General features: G+C 72.2%; 18 protein-coding genes. 10 read left to right on the forward strand and 8 right to left on the reverse strand.

Features of this window, described 5'->3' with window-relative positions; all coding sequences use genetic code 11:
* Nucleotides 1–110: 110 nt before the first annotated feature.
* Both AB0M28_RS19375 and AB0M28_RS19380 read right to left on the reverse strand, forming a co-directional pair.
* Nucleotides 111–3,002, reverse strand: a complete 2,892-nt coding sequence (locus AB0M28_RS19375; protein WP_365405945.1) for an FG-GAP-like repeat-containing protein — start codon at nt 3,000–3,002, stop codon at nt 111–113.
* On the reverse strand, nt 3,002–5,563 hold the full coding sequence (locus AB0M28_RS19380; RefSeq protein ID WP_365405948.1) for a S8 family serine peptidase: 2,562 nt from the start codon (nt 5,561–5,563) through the stop codon (nt 3,002–3,004). Before AB0M28_RS19380 ends, AB0M28_RS19375 begins: the two co-directional genes overlap by 1 nt.
* Nucleotides 5,564–5,883: 320 nt before the next feature.
* On the opposite strand from AB0M28_RS19380, the gene AB0M28_RS19385 reads away from it, so the two are divergent.
* Nucleotides 5,884–8,181, forward strand: a complete 2,298-nt coding sequence (locus tag AB0M28_RS19385) for an immune inhibitor A domain-containing protein (RefSeq protein ID WP_365405952.1) — start codon at nt 5,884–5,886, stop codon at nt 8,179–8,181.
* A 212-nt stretch (nt 8,182–8,393) separates the two neighbouring features.
* Entirely contained in the window at nt 8,394–9,035 is a 642-nt protein-coding gene (locus AB0M28_RS19390) for a DUF4386 domain-containing protein (RefSeq protein WP_365405955.1), read from the forward strand.
* A 7-nt stretch (nt 9,036–9,042) separates the two neighbouring features.
* On the opposite strand, the gene AB0M28_RS19395 is transcribed toward AB0M28_RS19390, so the two are convergent.
* Together AB0M28_RS19395 and AB0M28_RS19400 are read right to left on the reverse strand one after the other, a co-directional pair.
* Complete coding sequence (locus tag AB0M28_RS19395; RefSeq protein ID WP_365405958.1) at nt 9,043–10,365, reverse strand: 6-phospho-beta-glucosidase; 1,323 nt, start codon at nt 10,363–10,365, stop codon at nt 9,043–9,045.
* Nucleotides 10,362–11,120, reverse strand: a complete 759-nt coding sequence (locus AB0M28_RS19400) for a DeoR/GlpR family DNA-binding transcription regulator (RefSeq protein ID WP_365405961.1) — start codon at nt 11,118–11,120, stop codon at nt 10,362–10,364. Before AB0M28_RS19400 ends, AB0M28_RS19395 begins: the two co-directional genes overlap by 4 nt.
* 134 nt (nt 11,121–11,254) lie before the next feature.
* Between AB0M28_RS19400 and AB0M28_RS19405 the strand changes: the two genes are divergently transcribed.
* Genes AB0M28_RS19405 through AB0M28_RS19425 form a run of 5 tightly spaced genes read left to right on the forward strand, consistent with a single transcriptional unit; the run spans nt 11,255 to nt 17,400 of the window.
* The gene (locus AB0M28_RS19405) at nt 11,255–12,355 is read left to right on the forward strand and encodes a PfkB family carbohydrate kinase (protein WP_365405964.1); all 1,101 of its coding nucleotides are present in this window, start codon (nt 11,255–11,257) and stop codon (nt 12,353–12,355) included.
* Between the two features lie 42 nt (nt 12,356–12,397).
* Nucleotides 12,398–13,795, forward strand: a complete 1,398-nt coding sequence (locus tag AB0M28_RS19410) for an extracellular solute-binding protein (protein WP_365405967.1) — start codon at nt 12,398–12,400, stop codon at nt 13,793–13,795.
* Nucleotides 13,795–14,691, forward strand: a complete 897-nt coding sequence (locus tag AB0M28_RS19415) for a sugar ABC transporter permease (RefSeq protein WP_365405970.1) — start codon at nt 13,795–13,797, stop codon at nt 14,689–14,691. The genes AB0M28_RS19410 and AB0M28_RS19415 overlap by 1 nt, the downstream gene beginning before the upstream one ends.
* Nucleotides 14,688–15,509, forward strand: a complete 822-nt coding sequence (locus AB0M28_RS19420; protein WP_365405974.1) for a carbohydrate ABC transporter permease — start codon at nt 14,688–14,690, stop codon at nt 15,507–15,509. The genes AB0M28_RS19415 and AB0M28_RS19420 overlap by 4 nt, the downstream gene beginning before the upstream one ends.
* 37 nt (nt 15,510–15,546) lie before the next feature.
* Nucleotides 15,547–17,400 (forward strand): sugar-binding protein, encoded by a 1,854-nt coding sequence (locus tag AB0M28_RS19425; protein ID WP_365405977.1) that lies wholly within the window; start codon nt 15,547–15,549, stop codon nt 17,398–17,400.
* A 33-nt stretch (nt 17,401–17,433) separates the two neighbouring features.
* Here the strand turns inward: AB0M28_RS19425 and AB0M28_RS19430 are convergent, their stop codons facing one another.
* Complete coding sequence (locus AB0M28_RS19430; protein WP_365405980.1) at nt 17,434–18,219, reverse strand: AraC family transcriptional regulator; 786 nt, start codon at nt 18,217–18,219, stop codon at nt 17,434–17,436.
* Nucleotides 18,220–18,281: 62 nt separating this feature from the next.
* Here AB0M28_RS19430 and AB0M28_RS19435 point away from each other — a divergent pair, with 62 nt between their 5' ends.
* Complete coding sequence (locus AB0M28_RS19435; RefSeq protein WP_365405983.1) at nt 18,282–19,679, forward strand: MFS transporter; 1,398 nt, start codon at nt 18,282–18,284, stop codon at nt 19,677–19,679.
* A 37-nt stretch (nt 19,680–19,716) separates the two neighbouring features.
* On the opposite strand, the gene AB0M28_RS19440 is transcribed toward AB0M28_RS19435, so the two are convergent.
* Both AB0M28_RS19440 and AB0M28_RS19445 read right to left on the reverse strand, forming a co-directional pair.
* Entirely contained in the window at nt 19,717–20,814 is a 1,098-nt protein-coding gene (locus tag AB0M28_RS19440) for an FAD-dependent oxidoreductase (protein WP_365405986.1), read from the reverse strand.
* Nucleotides 20,815–20,958: 144 nt separating this feature from the next.
* Complete coding sequence (locus tag AB0M28_RS19445; protein WP_365406074.1) at nt 20,959–21,627, reverse strand: TetR family transcriptional regulator; 669 nt, start codon at nt 21,625–21,627, stop codon at nt 20,959–20,961.
* A 196-nt stretch (nt 21,628–21,823) separates the two neighbouring features.
* On the opposite strand from AB0M28_RS19445, the gene AB0M28_RS19450 reads away from it, so the two are divergent.
* Both AB0M28_RS19450 and AB0M28_RS19455 read left to right on the forward strand, forming a co-directional pair.
* On the forward strand, nt 21,824–22,609 hold the full coding sequence (locus AB0M28_RS19450) for an electron transfer flavoprotein subunit beta/FixA family protein (RefSeq protein ID WP_365405989.1): 786 nt from the start codon (nt 21,824–21,826) through the stop codon (nt 22,607–22,609).
* 37 nt (nt 22,610–22,646) lie between these two features.
* Nucleotides 22,647–23,609, forward strand: coding sequence for an electron transfer flavoprotein subunit alpha/FixB family protein (locus AB0M28_RS19455; RefSeq protein WP_365405992.1), 963 nt, complete (start codon nt 22,647–22,649; stop codon nt 23,607–23,609).
* Nucleotides 23,610–23,691: 82 nt separating this feature from the next.
* Here AB0M28_RS19455 and AB0M28_RS19460 read toward each other — a convergent pair whose 3' ends face one another.
* Complete coding sequence (locus AB0M28_RS19460; protein ID WP_365405995.1) at nt 23,692–25,245, reverse strand: metallophosphoesterase; 1,554 nt, start codon at nt 25,243–25,245, stop codon at nt 23,692–23,694.
* Between the last annotated feature and the right edge of the window lie 20 nt (nt 25,246–25,265).

The raw sequence follows: 25,265 nt of genomic DNA on the forward strand, positions 1-25,265 counted from the left end.
CATCCCGTTCCAGCAGCCGCTCGTGGCGGGCGCGGGCGGCTTCTTCGCCCCGCACATCCGCGCGTACATGCGGCGTACCGGCGGCCGTCGGCCTATGGCAGGAGCAGGTGTCAGGAGGCGGTGAGGGTGGCCACCGTCAGCTGCCGGACGCCCTTGAGCGGGGTGTAGTAGAGCGCGCCCTGCAGAGCCGAGATCCGGTCGAAGCCGACGTCGTCGAAGTTCAGCGAGACCAGCTCGTCCGCGCCGTCACCGTCCAGATCGCCGGTGAAGACGTTCTGGCCGGCCTTCAGGCTGAGGCTGGTCAGCGCTGCCGGGAAGGTGCCGTCCGCCTCGAGGAGCGAGGCGTCGTAGACACGCGCACCGCCCTGGATACCGGCCCAGACCAGCGCCCTGCCGCCCGGACCCGTGAAGTACCCGCCCGAGGTCTGGGGAAAGGTCGAGAAGCCGGTCTCGGCCTCGGCGCCCCAGGTGTTGAAGCCCCCGGTGACAGCCTGGGTCAGTCCGGCCGGGCTGGTGAAGAAGCTGCAGCACCCGTTGATCCCGCCGATGAGCCTGGTACGCAGCACCTCGCCGGTGCGGCCGTCGCGGATCTCGGTGACGGCCGGCCAGCCGCCGGCGGCCCCGTGCGAGCCCCAGGTGAAGACGACGGCGTGCCCGTCGGCGTACGGGATCTCCGGCGAGGCGAACGTGCCGTTGCGCATGCCTGCGGCGCGCAGTGTGCCGTCGGTGCCTTCCGGCGCCTTCGGGTCGGCCTTCCAGGCCAGGGTGCCGTCCTTGGCGTCCAGGGCGACGCCGTTGACGGCCGGAGTGGCGCCGGTCTCGGCGACACCCATCGAGTTGCGCTCGTTGAACGCCGCGTACACCCGGCCGTCGGCGACCGACGCGGTGGAGAACACGACACCGGCATCGGGGGCGGCGTACTCCCACATCAGCTGCCCGCCGCCGCGATGGGCGCGCACCTTGTCGGTGGGCACGACGACCTCGGCCTCGCCGTCGCCGTCGAGGTCGGCCGGGGTGACGGTGTAGACGTACTGGCCGTTGCCGTCGATCCGGGTGAGGGTCTTGCCGGTGGCGGCGTCGAGGACGACCGCCGCCGCGTCGGCCGCGACGACCACCTCGGGGCGGCCGTCACCGGTCGTGTCGCCCAGCTTGAGCTCGACGGCGCGGCCCGGCAGGACCGCCTGCCACAGCAGCTTCGGCGTGCCCGCGACCAGCGAGGGGCCGTCGTACGCCCACAGGCCCTGCGCGTCACCGCCGACGATCAGGTCCTTCTTGCCGTCGCCGTTGACGTCCGTCGAGGTGGCGGTGGACAGGGCACCCCGGCGGGGCAGCACGTTCTGCTCGTGGCCGCCGGCCAGCCCGAAGGTGCGGATGTTCTGGTCGGGATCGGAGGTACGGACGTGCCAGCCGTCCTTGTCCTTGTACGTCTCGGCGAACAGCGGCGAGACGTTCGGGCCCTCCTGCTTCCACTTGACCGAGCCGTCGTTACCGGCCAGGGCGATCAGCCGGGCGAGCCGCTGGCCGCCCTGGTTGACGGAGGTGTCCTTCAGGCGGTCGTTCTGGGCGGAGAGCAGCAGCTTGCCGTCGGCTGTCTCCAGGCCCCAGACGGAGCTGCCGTCCTTGCCGTTGCCCGGGTCACGCTTGATCGTGTACGACCACTTCTGCGCGCCGGTCCCGCCGTCCACGACGCGGGCGGTGGCGGCGTTGATGAAGAGGTTCGAGTCGAGCGTCGACTCGCTGACCGCGTACTCGGCCTTGTCGTCACCGGCGAGCTGACCGATCGCCAGGTTCAGCGGCAGGGCGTTGATCCGGGAGTCGAGCCTCGTACGGGTGCCGGTGGCCGTGTCGTACGCGGCGATCTCGTAGCGCATGCCGTCGGTCAGGTCCGCCATCTCCAGGGCGACGAGACGGCCGCGGGTGGCGTCATACTTCAGCTGGCGCGAGTACAGCGCGCCGTCCGTCTGCCACCGGACGGCACCGTCGGCGGTGTCCACGAGCAGGGTGTGGCCCGCGGTGGGCGCGGTCGCCGACGTCTTGGTCTCGTCCCACGAGACGGCGAGCTGCCCGCCGGGCAGCTCCTGCATACCGCCGAACGTGGTCCCGGCACGCTTGCCGGTGTCGAGCTTCCAGTCCGCCGCCGGGGTGAGCTTGCCGTCGGCGGAGCTGAAGCGCACGCCGTACAGGGCGGCGTTGGCGCCGCTGGTGTCGGTTCGGTTCCAACCCGGCGTGTCGCCGTACACCAGGGTGGTGCCGACGATCCGCACCTGGTACGCGCCCGCGGTGAGCTTCCACCACAGGGTCTTGCCGGTCGCGCCGTCCAGCACCGTGACGAAGGTGCCCGTGTGCAGCGAGGAGCCGGGGATGTTGAACCACTCGACGCTCGCCGCGTTCATCGTGACAGCGAGGTCGGCGACGCCGTCGCCGGTCAGGTCGCCCGTGTCGTAGCCCAGGTCGGAGCTCGGCGAAAACGGACTGACCGCGTTGTAGCCCATCACGACGCGGACCGGGTAGAACTCCTTCTCCCACGGCCGGTACGGCGTGATGCCCCACTCCTTGGTGAAGGAGAGGTTGTCGCGGGTCCAGACCGCCTTGCCGTCCTTGGTCAGCCGCTGGATCAAGCCGAGGCTGCCGATGGCGAGGTAGTCGGAGCCGGCACCGCCGAGGGCGGTCGTGTCGGCGTGCCCCTGGGCGCCCTCGAGGGCGGTCTTCACGGTCGCGGTCAGACCCGCGGCCGTGGTGGACGCGTCGGAGGCGGCGGCGGGGGCCGAGGTGTCGGTGCCCGCGTCGGGGGTGACGTTCGCGGTGGCGGCGTCCCCGTACAGGTCGGGCTGGAGCCGCTGCTCCAGGCTCTGCGCCTCGTCCTCGGTCAGCGTCAGCAGCCCGCTACTGTCGGTCTCGGCGGCGGACGAGGCGGGCGCGCAGGTCAGCGCCAGGCCGGCCGCCACCAGGGCGGAGGCGAGCCGGACGGCCCGCAGGGAGCCGCGGCGGGAAGGTGTGCTCATCAGATGGTCCCCTGCGTGAAGCGGATGGCGGACAGGTCCGTCAGCACGGACTCGTTGAAGGCGTAGCCCAGGCCGTCGGTGCCGCCCTGGTTCTCGATGCCGACAGTCGCCGAGGAGCCCTGCTCGCCGGTGGTGGCGCCGATGCCCTGGTACTGGAGGGTGATCGAGCCGGTGGCCTCGTCGAAGACGGCCTCGAAGGTGACGCGGGCGGAGGTGTCGGCGGCCAGCGCCGCGTTCGTCCACACGATCGCGAAGCGGCGGCTGCCGGCGGTGCCGGTGACGGCGGTCTTCACGGACGACTTCTTGTCCAGGACGAGGTCGTCCCAGAAGGCGGCGACGATGCCGTTGGGCTGCGCGGCGCTCGGCAGCACGGTGTTGGCGTAGTCGCCGAGCCGCGGCTGGAGGAAGTTGACCAGTCCGTTGGTGGTGATCGACGCGCTGGTGTAGTCGACGCCGTAGAAGCGGACGGGGAACGGCAGGTTCACGGTGGCGGCGTTCTCGTCGCCGCTCAGGGCGACGGCGGTCCGGCCGTCGATCCAGGAGTACGCGGCCGGAGCACAGGAGTAACTGCCAGCGGCGTCGGTGCGGTTCGGTAGCGTCGCGGTGACGCTCTCGTCGCCGTCCACGGTCAGCGTCGCCGTTCGCACACCGTTACACTTCACGGGGGCTGCCGGGGTGGCGGTGAGAGTGAAGGAGCCCTCGGCCACGTCCGGCAGGCTGAAGCGGCCCGACGCGTCGGAGACCGCGGCGGCGATCGGGGCCTCGACCAGGCGCACGGTGGCGCCGGGCAGCGGCTTGCCGGTGACGTCGAGCACGGTGCCGCTGACGGCGTGGTGCGGGACGGCGGAAATCGTCAGGTCACGCGTGGCGTTCTCGCCGGTCGCGACCGTCAGGCCCGGCTCGGTGGCGGTGGCGTAGCCGTATCCGGTGAGGGTGACGGTGTACTCGCCGGCGGGCAGGGTCAGCCGGTAGTGGCCGTCGGTGCCGGTGACGACCGTACGGGAGAAGTCGCCGTTCGCGGCCTTGACCGTCATGTTCGCCAGTGCCGCGCCGGTGGCCCGGTCGGTGACGGTTCCGGTGACGATCGCGGCGGTGCGCGGCGAGGCGTCGACGGCGCCGAGGACGTCGAGCTTGCCCTCGCCCCAGATGTTGTTGGCGTCGGCGGTGCCGCCGCAGTGGGTGTCGTCCACGTCCCGGGCCGCGTCGTTCAGCAGGGCGCGGGTCGCGTCGATGTTCCCGATCAGCGACGGGGCGGCGGACCAGAGCAGGGCGACCGCGCCGGCGACGTGCGGGGTGGCCATCGAGGTGCCGTCGATGGTGCGGTAGCCGCCGCCGATCCAGGAGGAGCGGACGGCGACGCCGGGGGCGGCGATGTGCGGTCGCGGCGAACCGTCGACGGGGGACGGGCCGAAGCCGGAGAAGTCGGCGATGCGGCCGTTGGCGTCGTACGCGCCGACGGCGTACGTCACGCCCTCGGCGCCCGGCGGGTGGGAGGTGGAGCAGGTGACGCCGTCACCGTCGTTGCCGGCCGCGAACGCGTCGAAGATGCCGGCGGCGTGCCAGGCGGCGACGATGTCCTGGTAGAAGTTCTGGCCGTCGGTGCCGCCCCAGGAGTTGTTGATGATGTCCGGGGCCAGATCGGGCCGCGGGTTGTTCCCGTTGTGGTCGGTGGGGGCGAGCATCCACTGGCCGGCCGCGAGCAGGTACGGGTCGGAGCACTGGTTGGACTCGCAGCCCTTCGCGGCTATCCACTTGGCGCCGGGGGCGACGCCGATGCCGCCGGAGCCGACCATGGTGCCCATGGTGTGCGTCCCGTGGCCGTTGTTGTCGCAGGGCGCGGGCGTGGCCGAGCACACCCCGGTCGGGTCGAACCAGTTGTAGTCGTGCACGGCACTCGTGCCGTTCCAGCCCCGGTAGCTGCTCTGCAGCGCCGGGTGGCTGCCCTGCACACCGGAGTCGATGCTGGCGATGACGATGCCGTCGCCGCGGTCGGCGTACTGGTCCCAGACCTCGTCGGCCCGGATGTCGTCGATGCCCCACTCGATGGTGGAACCGTCGGCTCCGGTCGCCTGGGTGGTGGCGTCCGTGGCGGCCGACTGCTCCAGGTCGTCGATCTTGTACGTACGGGAGGGGACGATCTCCGCGACGTCCGCACGGGCGGCGAGCTTCCCGACGAGGGCCTCGTCGCCGGTCAGCCGGAGGGTGTTGGCGATCCAGTACGACTGGTAGCCGACCTTCTCCTTGTCAAGGAAGGCCTTGAGGGGTGCCTGGCTGGTGGCGGCCGTCTCGCGCAGCGCGTCGAACGCGGCGGTCGCCTTCCTGGCGTGGCCGCGCGCGGCGCGGGCCTTGGCCAGGTCGGCGTGGTCCTTCAGCACGACGAAGAACGTGGCGTCCTTGCCGGCGTCGACCGTGTCGAGGACGGACCGGTCGACCTTCGCCAGGTCCGAGGGCGTGCCGGGCGCGGCCTGCGCGACCGCCGGGGCCGAGCCTGCGAGCACCGCGACGGTGACGGCCGCTGCCCAGGCGGCTCGTCTTCGCCGTGGGGTACGGGGCAGATTCATCGGGCGTGCTCCTTCGTGCGTGGGAACGGAGAAGGCTTCCCCGGTACTGCCGCGTCGGCGCGAGGGGCCGGGGAGCCCGCGCGCAAGATAGGGGGACGCAGTTACTGGCGGATTACCGCTCAGCTGGAGCGGGTTCGGGACTGCCTCCGGCCGCTGTAACAAGCACCCCGTCGGCGTGGGGCTGAAGCGAACTTGGGCAAGCCGTGATGCGGAAGGGCCTCCTCGAAACACCCCCTCACGTGTAACACTGCCGCGAGCATGTGCAGTTGATCTGCATTCCGAACGTGCAACACCGCTGAACCCTCAGAAGGGGACCACTGGTGAAAAAACTTGTCGTGGGCATGGCCTTGGGGCCCGCGCTCACAGCCCTCCTGGCGGCCGGACTGCAGCCCGCCGCCGCGGCCGCGAACGACGGAGAGACGCCGGTATCCCCGGCGGGCGCCGCGCACCGTGCGGACAACCGTCCCGGGCCGCTGACCGATCAGCGCAACGAGATGCGCAAGCAGGCGATCGACCTGGTCGCCAAGGGGAAGGCCAAGGCCGACGCGAAGGGCGTCGTGAAGCTCGGCGAGGGGAAGTTCGCCGAGACCACGACGGCCAAGCAGGACAAGATCTTCACGATCCTGTCCGAGTTCGGCGACCAGAGCGTCGGCCGTTACGGCACGGTGCCCGGCCCCGCGCACAACGAGATACCCGAGCCCGACCGTACGACCGACAACTCGACCACATGGGCGCCGGACTACGACAAGGCCTACTACGAGAACATGTTCAACGGCTCCGGCGAGTCGATGCGCACGTTCTACGAGGGCATGTCCAACGGCCGCTACTCGGTGACGAACACGGTCACCGACTGGGTCAAGGTGCCGTTCAACGCCTCGTACTACGGCGACAACGCCCGTGAGGACAACGGCGGTTCCTGGGACTTCATCCAGGACTCCGGCAACGCCTGGTGGGACGGCCAGATCGCGGCGGGCAAGACGCCGGCCGAGATCGACGCCTACCTCGCGCAGTTCGACGTGTGGGACCGCAACGACTGGGACCACGACGGCAACTTCGACGAGGCCGACGGCTACATCGACCACTTCCAGGCCGTCCACGCCGGTGAGGGCGAGGACGCCGGCGGCGGCGCCCAGGGCGAGGACGCCATCTGGTCGCACCGCTGGTACGTCAACGGCGACGACTACGGGATCACCGGTCCGGCCGTGGGCACCACGCAGAACAAGGCGGGCGGCGCCCGCATCGGCCAGTCGAAGTACTGGCTGGGCGACTACACCACCGAGGGCGAGAACGGCGGCGTCGGCGTCTTCTGCCACGAGTTCGGCCACGACCTCGGGCTGCCGGACTTCTACGACACCAGCGGCGGCGGCGAGAACTCCACCGCCTTCTGGACCCTGATGAGCAGCGGCTCCTGGCTCGGCCACGGCGCCGCCGGCAACGAGGGCATCGGCACCCACCCGGGCCTGATGGGCGCCCAGGAGAAGGAGTTCCTCGGCTGGCTGGACTTCAGCACGGTCGGCGTCGGCAGCTCGGGCAGCTACACGCTGAACCCGGCGCAGATCCAGGCCAAGGGCAAGGACCAGGCGGTCCGGATCAACCTGCCCGACAAGACGGCCACCAAGTCGTACACGACGCCGACCTCTGGCCAGAACGCCTGGTGGACCGGCTCCGCCGACGGCCTGAACCAGTCGCTGTCGCGCTCCGTTCCGGCGTCGTCGCGGGTCACCGTGACCGCGCAGGCCTGGTACAGCATCGAGGCCGACTTCGACTACCTGTTCGCCGAGTACTCGGTGGACGGCGGTACGACGTGGCAGCGGATCGGCACCGCCGTCGACGGTGACTCCGGCAAGTGGACGACGCTGCGCTACTCGTACAGCGCGGACGGCAAGCCCTCGATGTTCCGGTTCCGCTACCAGACCGACGGCGGTGTCCACCTCCCCGGCGCCTTCCTGGACGACATCACGTTCTCGGCCGGCGGATCGACGCTCCTCGCCGACGATGTGGAGCAGGGTGCCAACGGCTGGACGGCGGAGGGCCGGTGGAAGATCTCCACGGGCTCCGAGACGGCCACAACGCCGCAGTACTACCTGGTGGAGAACCGCGAGTACGTGGGCTCGGACAAGCTCCTCGCCGAGGGCCCGTACCAGTTCAGCAAGGGCCTCACCAAGCCGAACTGGGTGGAGTACTTCAAGTTCCAGAACGGCATGCTGGTCTGGTACGTCGACGAGTCGTACGACGACAACAACACCAGCCAGCACCCCGGCGGCGGACTGACCCTGCCCGTCGACGCCCGGCCCGCGCCCTTCGGCTACAGCGACGGAACGCGCCCGAGCAACCGCCGCCAGCCGTTCGACGCCACGTTCGGCCTCGAGGCCACCGACGCGACCTGCCTGCACAAGGAGGTCACGGTGGGTAAGGGCTCCAGCGCCACCGTGGGGACCCTCGAGGCGTGCGCGCCGTCCAACGCCGGTATCCCGGTGTTCGACGACACGGACCCGAACGCGTACTACAGCACCGCGAACGCGACCGGCAGCGTCAAGGTCGCCGGCCACGGGGTGAAGGTCACCGTCACCGGCGACGCCGGCGACGACCTGACCATCAGCGTGGTCAACCCGTCGTGACGGTCTGACCGTTACGTCACAGCAGTACGAGAACCGGCGACGGCCGGGACGCCCCAGCGGCGTCCCGGCCGTCGTGCCGTCCGGGAGCCGCGACTACGCCCCCGGGAGTACGCCCACAGCCTCCGTCCATGGGACGCCCGCGGATACCCGTACCTGCGATGTTTCTCGCGTACGGCCAAGCTCATCACCCGCGCGAAGCCAGGAGGCACCCCATGACCGTCACCACCACCCGGCAGCAGGCACCCGGCGCCCTCGTACGCCGTCCGCTCCTCCCGGTGCTGGCCTACGTCGCGCTGACCGCCGGCTACGTGGCGGCCAACCGGGACACCCCGCACCCCGACGCCTCCGGGAGCGAGGTCCTGGAGTACGCCGCGTCCCACGGCACCGCGATCACCCTGGGCGCGGTGCTGCTCGCGGCCGCCGCGATACCGCTGGTGCTCGCCGCAACGGCGCTGCTGCGGGGGCGTGTGCCGCGGGGTGCCGTGCGCGCCTGGGCGCTGGGCGGCGCGGGGCTGGCGGGGATCGCGCTGGTCGCGAGTGCCGTGTTCGCCTTCCTCGGCGGGCGGCTGGACGCCGGCGCCGACCCGGACCGGGCCCGCGAGCTGGCCGACTGGTCGTTCCTGGCCGGTGGCCCCGCGTTCGCCGTGGGGTGCGCCCTGTTCCTCGCCGCGACGGCTGTGGCCGCCGGGCTGCCCCGTGCCGCGCGGGTCACCGGGTTCGTGCTCGCGGCCGCCGGGCTGCTGTCCGTCCTCACCGTGGCGGCCGACGCCTTCGGCTATCTGCTGCCGCTGGTCCGGTTCGGCGGACTGATCTGGCTGGTCGCGGTCACCGTGACGCTGCGGCGCGGGCGCTGACCGCCGCTCAGCCCGCCCGCCGCTCCAGGATCCGCTCCGCCACCCGTACCGAGTCCACCAGCGGGTGCAGCGCCAGGGCGCGTACGGCGTGGCGCCGCTCCCCGCTCTCCGCCGCCGCGATCACCGACCGCTCCACGTCCTTCAGCGTCAGCATCAGGCCCAGCTGGCCCGGAGCCACCGCACCCACCGGCAGCGGGGCCGCGCCCGAGGCGTCGACGCGGCACGGGACCTCGATCACCGCGTCGTCGTCCAGGCCCGCGACGGTGCCGGCGTTGCGGACGTTGAGGATGAGCGTGGTGCGCTCGTCGCGGGCGATGGCGCGCATCAGGGCCAGGGCGACGCGGTCGTAGCCGCCGCCGTCGAGGTCGCAGGTGTCGCGCTGCCAGCCGCCGGTGCTCTCCCGGCTCTCGGCCATGTACGTCGCCTCGCGCTCCATGCGCGTGTCCTCCCACAGCCGCGCGGCCCGGGCCGGGTCGTCGGCGCTGGCGGAGGAGTAGAAGGCGGCCTGCTGCTCGCGCAGGAACTCGCCGCGCGTGGCGGTGGAGGAGCGCAGCGCCTCCACCGCCTCGCGGTTGAAGTAGTAGTAGTGCAGGTACTCGTTCGGCAGCGCGCCCAGCGTGCGCAGCCAGTCCGCGCCGAAGAGCTTGCCCTCCTCGAAGGAGTCGAGGGCCGCCGTGTCGGCGAGCAGCTCCGGGAGCCGGTCGCGGCCGTCGACGCGCAGGCCGCGCAGCCAGCCGAGGTGGTTCAGGCCGACGTAGTCGAACTCCGCCCGCTCGGGGTCCGCGCCCAGCGCGCGGGTGGCGCGGCGGCACAGGCCGACGGGGGAGTCGCAGATGCCGATGACCCGCTCGCCGAGCACCCGCTGCATGGCCTCGGTGACCATGCCGGCGGGGTTGGTGAAGTTGATGACCCACGCGTCGGGGGCGACGGCCGCGACCCGCTCGGCGATCGTGACGGCGGCGGGCACGCTGCGCAGCCCGTACAGCACGCCGCCCGCGCCGACCGTCTCCTGGCCCAGCACGCCCTCGGCCAGGGCCGACCGCTCGTCCGCGGCGCGGCCCGAGAGCCCGCCGACGCGGATCGCGGAGAAGACGAAGTCCGTGCCGCGCAGCGCGTCGTCGAGGTCGGTGGTGGCCCGTACGGCGGGGGCGTGCGGACGCCCGGCGGCCTGCTGCGCCAGCACGGCCGCGATGGTGTCCAGCCGTCCCGGGTCCGTGTCGTGCAGGACGAGCTCGGTGATCCGCCCCGCCTCGTCCCCGGCGTCCTCCAGCAGCGCCCGGTACACCAGCGGTACGCGGAATCCGCCGCCGCCCAGCACAGTCAGCCTCATACGGTGATGACCTCCACCCCGGCCTCGCGGAACGTCTCGAGCGTGGCCGGATCCGATTGCGTGTTCGTGATCAGCATCTGTATGTCCTGGGGGCCGCAGATGCGCGCCAGCCCCGAGTCGCCGGGGAACTTGCCGGCGCTGGCGAGCAGCACCACCTGCCGCGAGGCCTTGATCATGGCCCGCTTCACCGGCACCTCGACGTGCGTGCTGTCCAGCACGGTGCCGTCCGGCAGCACCCCGCTCGCGCCGAGGAAGAGCCTGCCGACGTACAGCTCCCGCAGGCTGACCTCGGTGAGGAGGCCGACGAGCGAGAGGTAGTTGCGGCGGACCTCGCCGCCGAGCAGGATCAGCCGCACCTCGGGGTCGTCGCGCAGCTCGTCGTACACCGCGAGATTGCTGGTCACGACGGTGACGGGGCGGCGGCGCAGCCGTTTGGCGAGCTCCAGCGTCGTGGTCCCTATGTCGAGCAGCACGACATCGCCGTCCTCGACGAGTTCGGCGGCCCGGTCGGCCACGGCGGCCTTCGCGGGCAGATCGCGGACGGCGACCTCGGCGAACGGCCGCTCGTCGTCGGCGCGGGCGGCGACCGCGCCGCCGTAGACCCGGGTGAGCCGGCCGGCCTGGCCCAGCTCGGTGAGGTCGCGGCGGGCCGTGGCCTCGCTCACGCCGAGCCGGCTGGCGATCTCCCGGACCGGCAGGACCCCCTCCGCGCCCAGGATGCTCAGCAGCTTCTCGTGGCGTGCCTCTCGCAACATGCCCGCAACGTACCCCACATGAGCGAGTCTGCGCGAGTATGACTAACCTCTTGCAAATATCGTGACCGCGGTGCAGGGTGTCGATCAATGCGGATCAGGACCATGAACGGAAAGCGACGAAGGAGCGTCTGCCGTTGAGCACTGCATCGGCCCTGCACACAGCGATCGATCCGCTGGCGGGCATACGCGCTCCCGGCGACCCCGAGCACGACGTATTCCTCACGGGCACCGTGTTCATGGACATCATCTTCACCGGCCTCGAGGGCGCCCCCCGGCGCGGCACGGAGAGCTGGGCCCGCGGTATGGGCTCCAGCCCCGGCGGCGTCGCGAACATGGCCACCGCCCTCGCCCGCCTCGGACTGCGTACGACGCTCTCGGCGCCGTTCGGCACCGATCTGTACGGCGACTACTGCTGGGAGTCCCTGGCCGACAACGAGGGCGTCGACCTCACCCCGTCCCGCCGGCTGCCGGGCTGGCACTCGCCGGTCACCGTCTCCATGGCGTACGACGGTGAGCGCACGATGGTCACGCACGAGCACCCCGTGCCCCCCAAGGACGGCCACTGCGTCCCGCGCACCCGCGCCTGTGTGGCGTCGCTGGAGGCGGGCCGCGAGGTCGAGTGGGTCAAGCGCGTGCACGAGGCCGGCAGCCTCGTCTTCTCCGACGTCGGCTGGGACGAGACCGGCGCCTGGGACCTGAAGGCGCTGGACGGGCTGGCGCACAGCCACGCCTTCCTGCCCAACGCCGCCGAGGCGCAGCGCTACACCGGCACCGACACCCCGGAGCAGGCCGTACGGGCCCTCGCCGAGCACGTGCCGATCGCCGTGGTGACCAAGGGCCCCGAGGGCGCCGTCGCCGTGGACTCCCTCACCGGGGAGAGCGCCGACGTGCCCGGGCTCGCCGTGGACGCCCTCGACCCGACCGGGGCCGGCGACGTCTTCGTGGCCGGTTTCATGACCGGCACCCTCGCGGGCTGGCCGCTGGCCGACCGGCTCGCGTTCGCCAACCTCACCGCCGCGCTGTCCGTACAGCACTTCGGCGGCTCGCTGTCCGCCCCGGACTGGACGGAGGTGGTCGCCTGGTGGATCGAGGCGTCCTCCCGCGCCCGGGCCGGCGACGCCGACGCCGCCGAGGTGGCGCGGCGCTACGCCTTCCTCGACGGCCTCGTCCCCGCCCTGGTGCGCCGGCGGCCGCGGCGGCGGGCCATCCCCACCATCGGCTTCCGGGACGAGTAGGACGTATCGGAGTCCGGGACGAGTAGGACATAAGGAGTTCTCATGGGATTGCGGTTCACGAGGCGGAGCCGGGCGGCGCTGCCGGCCGCGCTCGCGGCCTGCCTGGCCGTGCTCGCCTCCGGCTGCGTGCCCGGTACGGACGGCTCCGGCGCCCCGCAGGGCGCGGCCGGCACCGGCAGCGCGTCCGTACCGGACCCGGCGAAGGCCGGGAACGTGACGCTCACGGTCTGGGACCAGGAGGTCCGCGGCGGCACCAACGCCGAGATCGAGCAGCTGAACGCCGAGTTCCAGGAGAAGTACCCGAACGTGCGGATCAAGCGCGTCTCGCGGAGCTTCGACGATCTGAAGACCACGCTGAAGCTCGCGCTGTCCGGCACCAACCCGCCCGACGTCGTCCAGGCGAACCAGGGCTACTCCGACATGGTCTCCTTCGTCCAGGCCGGGATGCTCACCCCGCTGGACAACTACGCCGGCATCTACGAGTGGAACACCCGCTACCCCAGCACGCTGCTGAACCTCAACCGGGTCTCCACCGACGGCCGCAAGTTCGGCACGGGACGGCTGTACGGCATCTCGCAGACCGGTGAGTTCGTCGGCCTCTACTACAACAAGAAGGTCCTGGCCGAGGCCGGGCTCCAGCCCCCGAAGACCTGGCAGGAGTTCACCGACAGCCTCGCCGTGCTCAAGGACAAGGGCGAACTGCCCATCCAGCTCGGCAACCTCGACCAGTGGCCGGCCATCCACACCTTCGGCGTCGTACAGGACCACTTCGGTGCCGCCGAGAGCCGCGACACCGTCCTCGGCCGCGGTGACGGCTTCGACAACGCCCGTACCAAGGACGCGGCGGCCACCCTCACCGACTGGATGAAGAACGGCTATCTGCCGAAGGACGTCAACGGCCTCGGCTACGACGACGCCAACAAGAAGTTCGCCTCCGGCGAGGGCGCGTACCTGATGACCGGCACCTGGATGCAGGCCGACCTGAAGAAGCCGCTCGGCGACGACCTCGGCATCATGGCCCCGCCGCCCGCCACGGCCGGCGGCAAGCCCGCCACCACCGGCGGCCAGGGCCTGTCCTGGGCCATCACCTCCCGCTCGTCGCACCCCGAGGTGGCCGCCGCGTACCTGGACTTCATCACCAGCGAGCACGCCGCCGACGTGATGACGGAGAACGGCGTCCTGCCCGCCGTACCCGGCAAGGCCGCCGAGGCGGTCGACCCGGCCAGCCCCGACGGCCAGATGATCGCCGCCTGGCGGCAGCTGAACGCGGCCGACGGACTGGTGCCGTACCTCGACTACTCCACGCCCACGTTCTACGACACGGTCTCGGCCTCACTGCAGGACCTGCTGGCCGGCAAGGCGTCCCCGGACGAGTTCGCGGCGGCGCTGCAGAAGGACTACGGGGCGTTCATGGAGAAGCAGAGCAAGGCGGGGTCCTGATGAGAGCCCTGAGCACCGGCCGGGGCGCCCCCGGTGAACCGCGCCACGTCGGCTATCTGTACGTCCTGCCGGCGCTGGTCGTCTACGGGCTGTTCCTGCTCTACCCGTTCGGGCAGACGGTGTGGCTGTCGTTCCTGCACTGGGACGGGCTGACCCGGGCCACCTCCGCCGGCTTCGACAACTACGGCGATCTGTTCACCGATCCCACGCTGCGCGCCCCGTTCGCCCACGCGCTGGTGCTGCTGGTGTTCTACTCGGCGCTGCCCGTCGCCATCGGGCTGCTGCTCGCGGCGGCGATGTCGCGGATGCGGGTGCGGGGCATGACGTTCTTCCGCACCGTGCTGTTCCTGCCGCAGGTGCTGGCGATGGTCGTGGTCGGTGTCGCGTGGCGCTCCATCCTCGCCCCCGACGGCCTGCTCAACGACACCCTGCGCGCGGTGGGCCTGGACTCCTGGGCCCGCCCGTGGCTCGGCGACTACGACTGGGCGCTGCCCGCCGTCGGCATGGTCGGCACCTGGGTGATGACGGGCCTGTGCATGGTCCTCTTCCTCGCCGGCGCGCAGCGCATCCCGCGCGAGCTGTACGAGGCGGCGCGCATCGACGGGGCGGGCGCGGTACGGGAGTTCTTCGCCGTCACGCTGCCGGGGCTGCGCGCCGAGATCGCGGTCGCCCTCACCCTGACCATCGTCGCCGGGCTGCGCAACTTCGACCTCGTCTACATCACCACCAGCGGCGGCCCGGGCAACGCCACGACCGTTCCGGCGTACGAGGTCTACCACCGGGCCTTCGAGCTCAACCAGGTCGGCTCCGCGGCGGCCGTGGGCGTGGCGCTCACCGTGCTGATCTTCGTCCTGACCGTCACCGTCTCCCGGCTCGTCGAAGGGCGGCGCTCATGACGTCCCGTGTCGAACGCACCGCCACCTACGTGATCCTGGTGCTCTTCTCCGTCATCGCACTCACCCCGGTCATCGGCATCCTGTCCACCGCCTTCGGCTCGCAGGGCTCGCTCGACACCGGCTTCTCGCTGCCGGACGGGCTGCACTGGGGCAACTTCGCCGACGCCTGGGACCGCGGCCACTTCGGTACGTACCTGGGCAACTCGGTGCTCGTCACGGTCGCCGTGGTCGTCACCGCCACCCTGCTGTCGATCCTCGCCGCGTACGCCTTCGGCGTGATGCGCTTCCCCGGCTCGACCGTCCTCTTCTACGTCTTCGTGGTGGGCCTGACCCTGCCGCAGGAGGCGCTGGTCGTACCGCTCTACTTCGATCTGCGGTACTTCGAGCTCACCGACACCTACTGGGCGCTGATCCTGCCGCAGACCGCGCAGTCCCTGGCCTTCGGCGTGTTCTGGATGCGCACCTACTTCCGCAACAGCGCGCAGTCCGTCATGGAGGCCGCCCGGGTCGACGGGGCGAGCAGCTGGACGACGCTGTGGCGGATCCTCGTCCCGATGGGCCGGCCGGCCATCACCACCATGATCGTGATCACGTTCATGTGGACGTGGAACGAGTTCCTGATGGCCCTGGTCATGATCAGCGACGAGAGCCTGCGCACGGTGCCGCTGGGGCTGGCCTTCTTCCAGGGCCAGCAGACCTCCGACACCGCTCTGCTGGCCGCCGCGGCCGTGCTCATCGCACTGCCGGTGGTGGTCGTGTACGTGGCGCTGCAGCGCCGCTTCATCGAAGGGATGCTGACGGGCGCCGTCAAGGAGTAGCGCCGGCACCGTCGCACGATCGCAAGGGAGGGCAATAGTGATCAACCCGACGAAGGACGAGACCCCGGAGGCCGGGAACGGCCAAGCGTCCGGCCCCGGCCGGCGCGTCGTCTCCGCCGCGCTGGTCTCGGGCCTGGTCGGTACGGCGCTGGCGGCCGCACCCACCGCGTGGGCCGCTCCGCGCACGGAACGGGACAGTGAGGGAAAGCGCGACCCGGCGCACAACGACGTGCTGTTCGTCGGCGCCCATCCCGACGACGAGGCCGGCAGCCTCTCCACCTTCGGCCAGTGGCGGGAGAAGTACGGGATCAGCACGGGCGTCCTCACCGTCACCCGCGGCGAGGGCGGCGGGAACGCGGCCGGACCCGAGGAGGGCCCGGGGCTCGGGCTGATCCGCGAGGTGGAGGAGCGCAAGGCCACCGGGTTCGCCGGGATCGACAACATCTACTACCTCGACAAACCGGATTTCTGGTACACCCTGTCCGCGCCGCTGACCGCGACGGTCTGGGACCGGGACGACACCCTGGAGCGGATCGTCCGGCTGATCCGCGCCACCACCCCCGACACGGTCGTGGGGATGGGCCCGCGCCCGTTCAACCAGCACGGCGGCCACCAGCTCTCCGCGCGCCTCGCGATCGAGGCGTTCTTCCTGGCCGGCGACCCGCGGGCGTTCCGCTCGCAGATCACCGAGGAGGGCTACCGGCCCTGGCAGCCGCAGCGGCTGCTCGTGCAGAACTACAGCTTCCGCGGCCTGCTGGGCCCGGACGCGCCGAAGCAGCCCCGCACCGACCCGGACACCGGACTGCCGGTCATCGGCATCTGGTCCGGTACGCAGTCCACCGAGCACGGCACGAGCTGGGCCCAGGTGGAGCGCGACGCGCAGCGCACGTACGTCACGCAGGGCTGGTTCGCCTTCCCGGCGCAGGTGCCGACCGATCCGGCGCAGCTGGGCTCGGACTGGTTCACGGTGCTGGCGGCGGACGGGCGGCGGCTGAAGGGCGAGGTGCGGCCGCAGTCCGGACTGCGGCCGGTGTACGCCGAGTTCGCGGAGTGGACGCAGCGCGTCGGCCTGCCGTGGCTGGCGAACGGCATCCAGCCCGCCTACCCCGCCCCGCCCTCCACGACCATCCCCGAGGTGGCCACCGCCCCGGTGCTGGACGGGGTGGAGCACGACGGCGAGTACCCGGGCCCCGAGCTGCCGCTGACGCACTGGGAGGGCACCCCCGTGGACGCCGCCGACGTGTCGGCGACGGCGAAGCTGTCCCGGCACGGCGACGACCTGTACGTCCTGGTCAAGGTCACCGACGACCGCAGGGGCACCGCGCTCGAGGTGGCCGACGCCAAACGCCACTGGCGCACGGACTCCGTGGAGATCGCCCTCGACCCGCGCGGCACCGCCGACCACACCGCGGTCACGTTCAAGACGGGCATCTTCCCGTTCACCGCCGACGGCGGCCCCGCGGCGGAACGCGACGCCGACAACCGCCAGGGCCCGGCGGAGCAGACCGCGCCCGGTATGCGGGTCGCCGCCGCGGTGACCGAGCCGTACACCGGCTACACGGTGGAGGCGAAGATCCCGCTCGGTGAACTGCCGGCCGCCGCCGACCCGGAGGCGTTCGCGCTCAACATCCTGCTGTACGACTCCGACACGGAGGACAAGACGGGCCAGACCCGGCTCGCCTGGTCCCCGTTCGGCAGCGCCCAGGCCGACCCGTACGTCTGGGGTACGGCCCGGCTGGCGGGCTACACCCCGCCGGCGGACCGGCCGACGACCCCCGTCGAACCGCGGATCCCGACGGACGCGGCGCGCAGCGAGGACTCGCCGGCGGCGGTGGCGCAGGCGCAGCGCACCGGCGTACCGCTGGCGGTGGGGCCGCGCGAGCGGCGATGAGGTGACCGGGTACGGGCCGGGGGCCGGCGTCCTTCAGCCCCCGGCCCGTACCGCCGCGCGCAGTGCCCCCGGAGGGCTGCCCGTCTCCGCCTTCACCACCCGCGTGAGATGCGCCTGGTCGGCGAAGCCCAGGTCCGCCGCCACCGCGGCGAGGGCGTCGCCGTCCTGCAGCCGGTCCAGGGCGCGGTCCACCCGCACCCGGTTGCGGAAGCGGCCGAGCGTCATGCCCATGTGATGGCGGAAGGTGCGGCTGAGATGGGCCGGGGACACGTCGAGGGCGCGGGCGAGGTCCTCCAGCCGCAGCGCCTGCTCGGCCAGAACGGCGTCCCGGGCCCGGTCCGCGAGGGTCCGGGCGCCCGGACCCGCGGTCACCGGCAGCCGGTGGCCGCGGAAAGCCCGCCCAAGCAGGACGGCGAGTTCGTCGACCGCCGTGAACGGGTCGCCCGCCAGCAGCAGCCGCCGGTGCGCGACGTCCAGCGCGCCGTCGACGTGGAACGCGGGCGGCAGCGACCGCCCGTCGCCGGTCAGCTCACGCCACAGCCCGCCGTCCACGGTGACGGCGGTGCATGAATCGCCACCCGCCGGATGGGCGAACGCGCGCTCCTGGCCGGGGAGTTCGACGTACCCGGTGAGCCGGTCGACGGTGAAGTCCCGCCCCTCGCTGGCGAGCCGGAACCCGCCCCGGCGCACCAGCACCACCTGCACCCGGTCCACCGCCCCCGACGCCTCCGGCTCCGACCAGCCCGGCCGGTCGTCGGCGCACGTCACCGCGTGCACGGCCAACCGGGGCCCGGCGAGTACCTCTTGGGCGGTGCGCACCCCACCAGCGTATGCGCAAAGTTCTTCAATACGCGGGCGTCCGGAGCCGGGACGCTGGACGTATGACGACAACGACCGCGACCACCACCCACCGCGGCCCCGCGCTGCGCGGCAGCGGGCTCGCCGTGCTGCTCGCCGGGCAGACGATGGCGAGCATGGACGGCTCCATCGTGACCGTCGCGCTGCAGACGATCCGCGTCGGCCTCGGCGCCGACGACGCGGCCCTCCAGCTGATCGTCTCCGGCTACATCCTGACCATGGGCGTGCTGATCGTGACGTGCGCCCGGATCGGCGATCTCGTCGGCCACCGGCGGGCGTTCCTGGCGGGGCTGGCCGCGTTCACGGCCGCGTCGCTGCTGTGCGGCGCGGCGCCCACGCCGTACGCGCTGGTGGGCGCGCGGATCGTGCAGGGGGCCGGGGCCGCGCTGATGATCCCCCAGGTGTTCTCGCTGATCCAGCTCGGTTACGACGGGGAGGCGCGCAAGCGGGCGATCGGCGCGTACTCGATGGTGCTGGCCCTCGGGGTGGCGCTGGGCCAGGTCCTCGGCGGACTGATCGTCGGCGCCGACCTGTTCGGGCTGGGCTGGCGGCCCGCGTTCCTGGTGAACGTCCCCGTCGGGATCGCCCTCCTGGCCGCCGGACCGCGGCTGCTGCCCCCGGTGCCGCGCCCGGAGCCGGCGCGGCTGGACCTGCCGGGCGTGGCGGTGCTGACGTTCGCCATGACCGCCCTGATCGCCCCGCTGATCCTCGGCCGGGAGCACGGCTGGCAGCCGTGGACCTGGGCGAGCCTGGGGGCGGGGGCGGCCGGTCTCGTGCTGTTCGCGGCCGTGGAGCGGCGGGTGGCCGCGCCCGTGCTGGACCTGGGTTCGCTGCGGGCGCCCGGCATGAAGGCCGGACTCCTCGCCTGCTTCCTCGTCATGGGCTGCTACACCGCGTTCCTCTTCGCCCTCACCCTCCATCTGCAGGACGGCCTCGGCTACTCGCCGCTGCGGGCGGGCGTGTTCTTCCTGCCGTACGCCGTGGGCTTCGGCGTGCTCGGCATGACGTGGACGCGGCTCCCGGCGCGGTGGCAGCAGACGCTGCCGGTGCTGGGCCCGCCGGTCCTCGCCGCCGCGGCCGCGGCCGTGGTGTGGCTGCCGTCCGACGGCCGGCCGGGGGCGGCGGCGGTGCCGCTGCTGATGGTCGCGGGCGCGGGGCACGCCGCCGGGTACAGCCCGCTCATCGCGCGGCTGTCGGCGCTGGTCGGACCGTCGTACGCGTCCGCGCTGTCGGCGTTCAACTCCACCGGCACCATGCTGGCGAGCGTGCTCGGGGTGGCCACGCTCGGCGGGCTGTTCGTCGAGGCGCCGACGACCGGGGACGGGCTGCGGCTGGTGGTCGGACTCAGCGCCGGGCTGCTGGCAGTCACGGCGCTGTGCGCGCAGCGGGTGCGGTGGGCCACGGGGCGGGGGCCGAGGTAGCCCTGGACCCCGCTCCCGTGCCTGCGGCCTTTTGCGGTCAGCCCCTGCCGAACTGCTCGGCGAAGCGCCCCGTGAACAGGTCGGCGCCCTTGTACTCGGAGACCGTCGACGCCGGGACGACCAGCGGGCCGTCGGGTGTCGGCAGCTGGCCGACGCCCCCGGTCGGGCCGAGGGGGAGCAGGATCATGGGGTCGGGCGCCGGGCGGTAGACGGCCGCGGGCTCGGCGCCGCGCAGCTGGGCGGCGATGTTCTGCGCCACCACCTCCGCGTGCTGCATGGCGTACCCGGCCATCTTGGCCTCGGCGACGTCGGTGAGGTCGCCGATCGCGTACACGCGGTCGTGCCCCCGCACCCGCAGGTGCTCGGTGACCGGGACCTGGCCCTGGGGGTTGCGCGCGGTGAGCCTGCCGTCGGTGAGATAGCCGCTGTTGGTCCGTACGCCGTGGGCGCGGAACCAGATGTCGGCGGTGATCTCGTCACCGCCGGTGGTGGTGACGGTGAACGTCTCCGCCCGGCCGGACGCGACCGCGGGCGGGGCGCTCAGGGCGGTGTCCAGCCGCAGTTCGACGCCCAGTCCGGCCAGCTGGCGGTGCAGATCCTCGCGCAGCTCGGGGCGGAACGTGGGCAGCAGCCCGGCGGCCGGGTCGACGATCGTCACCTGCTTGTGCGGCCACACCTCCTTGATCTCCCCGGCCAGTTCCAGCCCGACGGGCCCGGCGCCGAGGATCAGCACCCGTGCGGCATCGGCCAGTTCCTTGTGGGTCAGCCGCAGGTGCTCGGCCATCTCGCCGGTGTCGTCCGAGGCGGGCTTGGCGGGGTACGTGTAGCTGGAGCCGGTCGCCAGCACCAGGTAGTCCGCGTCCACGCGCCCGCCGGACGCGAGGGCCACGCCGCCGGCGTCGGCCGAGACCACGCGGTCGCGGACGACGGTGCCGCGCGAGAGCAGGGTGTCGAACGGGAAGAACATGTTGTCGGCCCAGTCGGGACGGGTCAGCGCGCGCAGCGACGCCGCCGAGTTGACGAACGCGTCCCGGGGATCGATCAGGACGACGTCGGCCTCGGCCTCGGCGTCGAGCGCCTTGGCGACCGCCGCGCCTCCGTAGCCTCCGCCGACGACCACGACGGTACGAGTCATGAGAGTGCCCCCTTGCGAGCAGGAAGAAGAAGTTCGTTCCACGAACCATATTAGTTCGTAGTACGAACTTCAACCCCGTGCTGCCGCCAGGCGGATCTCCGGTTAGGGGGTATTGAGTGCCAGGGCGGGTGGGTACGCGGTGCCTCAGTCCGCGCCGAGCGCGGATTCGACCTGCTGGACGACCCGCCAGAGCGGGGCGCGCTTGCTGGTCACCATCACGATCACCTCGTCGTCCGCGCCCTCCGCCCCGCTTCCGTCCGGAGCGGCGCCCCACGTGTGGCGGACCATGCCGAGCGCGTGGGCCACCGCCGCCTCGGCGTCGCCCTCGCCGCCCGAACGCAGCCACGAGCGCAGCGCGTTGTTGTGCGCGGCGACCACCGCCGCCGCGGTGACCTCGGCGCGCAGCTCGCTGTCCGGCGTACCCGCCCAGCAGGCGCGGAGGTAGCCGGCCAGCTTGCGCTCGTACCGGCGGACGACCGAGAGCTCGTACGTGCGCAGCCCCGGGACCTCGCGCGTCAGCCGGTAGCGCTGGACGGAGTACTCGGGCTTCGCCGCGTACATGCGCAGCACGAGCCGGGCCGCGTCGCACACCCTGCTGACCGGGTCCGGGTCGTCGCTGGTCTCCAGGAACGCCGCCATGTCGGCGAGGCAGCCCTCGTGGTCGGGGAAGACCGCGTCCTCCTTGGAGGGGAAGTAGCGGAAGAACGAACGCCGTCCGACCCCCGCCCGCGCCACGATGTCGTCGACGGTCGTCTGCTCGAACCCCCGCTCCAGGAACAGCTGGAACGCCGCGTCGGCGAGGACCTCGCGCATGGGTGCCCGAGGCGTCTGCGTGGTCGTCTCGCGGGGCGCCGACCTGCGCCGTCTCTGCACCTCAGCCATGGGGGGAACGTAGCACCGAACGGCAGAAATGGCACTTAGTATCTTGCCAAAGGGTACTGAGTGCCATACTTTCGAGTAGTCAGCCAGGCGCGTCATGGGACCGCCCCGTAGCAAGAGGAGAGCCGGCGTGACCCTGAGGATCGTTGTCCCTGTGAAGTACGTGCCCGATGCCACGGGTGATCGGCGTTTCGCCGAGGATCTGACCACGGACCGGGATGCGGTCGACGGTCTGCTGTCGGAGCTGGACGAGTACGCGGTGGAGCAGGCGCTGCAGATCGCGGAGGCGGCCGACGAGGCGGAGGTCACCGTGGTGACGGTGGGTCCGGAGGACGCGCGGGACGCTTTGCGTAAGGCGCTGTCGATGGGCGCCGACAAGGCGGTGCACGTGGAGGACGACGACCTGCACGGCACGGACGTGATGGGGACCTCGCTGGTGCTGGCCAAGGCGCTGGAGCACGTCGGGTTCGATCTGGTGGTGTGCGGCATGGCCTCCACCGACGGCACGATGGGCGTCCTTCCGGCGATCCTCGCCGAGCGCCTGGGCGTGCCGCAGGTGACGCTGCTGTCCGAGGTGTCCGTCGATGACGACACCGTGCGCGGCCGCCGCGACGGCGACGCGGCCAGCGAGCAGCTTGAGGCGGCGCTGCCGGCGCTGATCTCGGTGACGGACCAGTCGGGTGAAGCCCGCTACCCCTCGTTCAAGGGGATCATGGCGGCGAAGAAGAAGCCGGTGGAGTCCCTGGACCTTTCCGACCTGGACATCGACGCCGAGCAGGTCGGCCTGGAAGGCGCCTGGACGGTCGTGGCGAGCGCGGCGGCGCGGCCGGCGCGGTCGGCGGGCACGATCGTCAAGGACGAGGGCGAGGGCGGCAAGCAGCTCGCGGAGTTCCTCGCGGGTCAGAAGTTCATCTAAGCCGTCCCCCTTCTCTGTTCTGGAGTGCTGATTTCTCATGGCTGAAGTCCTGGTTTACGTCGATCATGTGGCCGGTGCGGTCCGCAAGCCCACGCTGGAGCTGCTGACCCTGGCCCGCCGGCTGGGCGAGCCGGTCGCGGTCGCGCTGGGCGCGGGCGCCGCCGACACCGCCGGTGTGCTCGCGGAGCATGGCGCCACCCGGGTGCTCACCAACGACGCCGCCGAGTTCGCGGACTATCTGGTGGTGCCGAAGGTGGACGCGTTGCAGGCCGCCTGCCAGGCCGTGTCGCCGGTGGCGGTGCTGGTGCCCTCCTCGGCGGAGGGCAAGGAGGTGGCCGCCCGGCTGGCGGTGCGGATCGGCTCCGGTCTGATCACCGACGCGATCGATGTGGAGGCCTCCGACGAGGGCCCCGTGACCACCCAGTCGGTGTTCGCGGCGGCGTTCACCACCCGTTCGCGGGTCTCGCACGGCATCCCGGTCATCACGGTGAAGCCGAACTCCGCTCCGGTGGAGGCGGCGGCTGCGGCGGGCGCGGTGGAGGAGCTGGCGGTTTCGTTCTCGGCGGCGGCGACCGGCACGAAGATCGTGGGTCGTACGGCGCGGGAGTCGACCGGGCGGCCGGAGCTGACCGAGGCGGCGATCGTGGTCTCGGGCGGTCGCGGGGTGAACGGTGCGGAGAACTTCGCGCTGATCGAGGCCCTGGCGGACTCCCTCGGCGCGGCGGTGGGCGCGTCCCGGGCCGCGGTGGACGCCGGCTGGTACCCGCACTCCAACCAGGTCGGCCAGACGGGCAAGAGCGTCTCGCCGCAGCTGTACATCGCGGCGGGTATCTCGGGTGCGATCCAGCACCGGGCGGGCATGCAGACCTCGAAGACGATCGTGGCGATCAACAAGGACGCCGAGGCGCCGATCTTCGACCTGGTCGACTACGGCGTGGTCGGCGACCTGTTCCAGGTCGTCCCCCAGCTCACCGAAGAGGTCACCACCCGCAAGGGCTGACGCCTCGTCCCACCCTCCGTCCAGGGCCCGCGCCGCACTCGCAGCGCGGGCCCTCGGCGTATCCGTAGGGCCCGCGGGGCCCTCACCCCGTCGTCGGGGACAGCGACGGCGACAGCGAGGGCGACGGCTCCGCCCCCGGTGTGTTCTCCTCCGGCAGATGGCGGCTGACCTCCGCCTTCGTCAGGCCGAGCCCGCCGAGGGTGATCTCGTCCCATGCCTGCAGGGTCCTGGATTCCCGGTCCAGATAGAGGATCGAGGCGGTGACCTTCTCCGGCACCCCCTGCTCCAGCGCGCGCAGCCCGCCGCCGCCCGCCGAGCCCTCCACCATCAGCCGGGTGCCGCCCGGCAGATCGTGCTGCTTGCGGTTGTGCTTGTGGCCCGCCAGGGCGAGCGGGACCAGACCGTCGACCTGTTCGACGCACTCCGGCTCGTGCGCGATGGCGATGTCGGCCCTGGGCTTCCCGGCCGCCTCCCCGCCGGCGGCCGGCCGCAGCGCCGCCGCGAGTCTGCGGCCCGCCGCGACCTGTGCGGGCCTGCCCTCCTGCCTGACCGAGCGGTCCGGGGTGAACTGCGGGTCCCCCATGCCCGCGATCCGCAGACCGTCGACGGTGACGATCCGCCCGTTGTCCACGACCGTCGCGTTCTTCTGCCGGGCCATCGCCGCCTGGGTGGCCAGCGAGTCGTGGTTGCCCCGCACCCACACATAGGGCGCGCCGAGCGTCGCGATCGGCTCCAGATACGCGTTCTCCGCCTCGGTGCCGTGGTCCATGGTGTCGCCGGTGTCGACGATGACGTTCACGTCGTACTGCTGCACCAGGGAGCGGATGATGCCCCAGGAGGCGGGGTTGAGGTGCAGGTCGGAGACGTGCAGGACGCGCATGGTGGTCGGGTCGGGCTGGTAGACGGGGAGCGTGGAGGTGGCGTCGTAGAGGGTGGTCACGTTGGTGACGAGGCGGGCCAGCTCCTGCTGGTAGACGTCGAAGTCGCTGACGATGTTGCGCGCGTTGCCGACCAGGCTGGGGGCGCTGGCCAGCAGGCCCGAGTAGCGCGGCTCCAGCACGGACTTGGGGTTCCAGGTGGCGTACGCCGTGACGGCCGACGCCGTCAGCAGCGTGAGCGCCAGACCGCCCGCCGCCAGCGCCCGGCCGGGGGTGCGGTAGACCGCCAGGCCCAGCGCGGCGGCGCCGCAGAGCACCGCGGCGCAGGAGCGTGCCGCCAGGTCCCGGGTGCCGTTCTGGATGTCCCGGCTGACCTCGTCCTGCAGCCCCGACAGCCGTTCGGGGTGCTCGACCAGGCTGCGGGAGCGTTCCGGGTCGAGCTGGTCGACGTCGACGTCGAGGCGGATCGGGGCGACGTGGGTGTCGAGTCTCAGCGCGCCGAGGGGCGACACGTTGATCTTCGTCCCGCCGGAGAGGGACGGACGCAGGGTCATCTTCGTGTCCATGGGCCCCACCGGCGTACGGACGCTGCCCACGACCAGCAGCCCCAGCCACGCCCCCAGCAGGGTGACGGCGACGAGGCCCAGGGCGCGGGCATAGGGATGGGGGCGATGGGTGAGCGAGAGCTGGAGATGCGGAGGGTGCCCGGCTCGGATCCGCCGGACCAGGGACTCCCAGAGCTGCACGGCGCGGACCATTGGGACCGTATGCCCCGGGC

This window comes from Streptomyces sp. NPDC051940, from assembly GCF_040680895.1.
Lineage (GTDB): Bacteria > Actinomycetota > Actinomycetes > Streptomycetales > Streptomycetaceae > Streptomyces.

Excerpts from the sequence above, each read along its gene's own strand:
- AB0M28_RS19375 (WP_365405945.1), bottom strand. The coding sequence starts at position 3,002 with ATGAGCACACCTTCCCGCCGCGGCTCCCTGCGGGCCGTCCGGCTCGCC.
- AB0M28_RS19445 (WP_365406074.1), bottom strand. The coding sequence starts at position 21,627 with ATGCGCGAGGTCCTCGCCGACGCGGCGTTCCAGCTGTTCCTGGAGCGG.
- AB0M28_RS19380 (WP_365405948.1), bottom strand. The coding sequence starts at position 5,563 with ATGAATCTGCCCCGTACCCCACGGCGAAGACGAGCCGCCTGGGCAGCG.
- AB0M28_RS19455 (WP_365405992.1), top strand. The coding sequence starts at position 22,647 with ATGGCTGAAGTCCTGGTTTACGTCGATCATGTGGCCGGTGCGGTCCGC.
- AB0M28_RS19460 (WP_365405995.1), bottom strand. The coding sequence starts at position 25,245 with ATGGTCCGCGCCGTGCAGCTCTGGGAGTCCCTGGTCCGGCGGATCCGA.
- AB0M28_RS19395 (WP_365405958.1), bottom strand. The coding sequence starts at position 10,365 with ATGAGGCTGACTGTGCTGGGCGGCGGCGGATTCCGCGTACCGCTGGTG.
- AB0M28_RS19420 (WP_365405974.1), top strand. The coding sequence starts at position 14,688 with ATGACGTCCCGTGTCGAACGCACCGCCACCTACGTGATCCTGGTGCTC.
- AB0M28_RS19435 (WP_365405983.1), top strand. The coding sequence starts at position 18,282 with ATGACGACAACGACCGCGACCACCACCCACCGCGGCCCCGCGCTGCGC.
- AB0M28_RS19410 (WP_365405967.1), top strand. The coding sequence starts at position 12,398 with ATGGGATTGCGGTTCACGAGGCGGAGCCGGGCGGCGCTGCCGGCCGCG.
- AB0M28_RS19440 (WP_365405986.1), bottom strand. The coding sequence starts at position 20,814 with ATGACTCGTACCGTCGTGGTCGTCGGCGGAGGCTACGGAGGCGCGGCG.
- AB0M28_RS19400 (WP_365405961.1), bottom strand. The coding sequence starts at position 11,120 with ATGTTGCGAGAGGCACGCCACGAGAAGCTGCTGAGCATCCTGGGCGCG.
- AB0M28_RS19390 (WP_365405955.1), top strand. The coding sequence starts at position 8,394 with ATGACCGTCACCACCACCCGGCAGCAGGCACCCGGCGCCCTCGTACGC.
- AB0M28_RS19415 (WP_365405970.1), top strand. The coding sequence starts at position 13,795 with ATGAGAGCCCTGAGCACCGGCCGGGGCGCCCCCGGTGAACCGCGCCAC.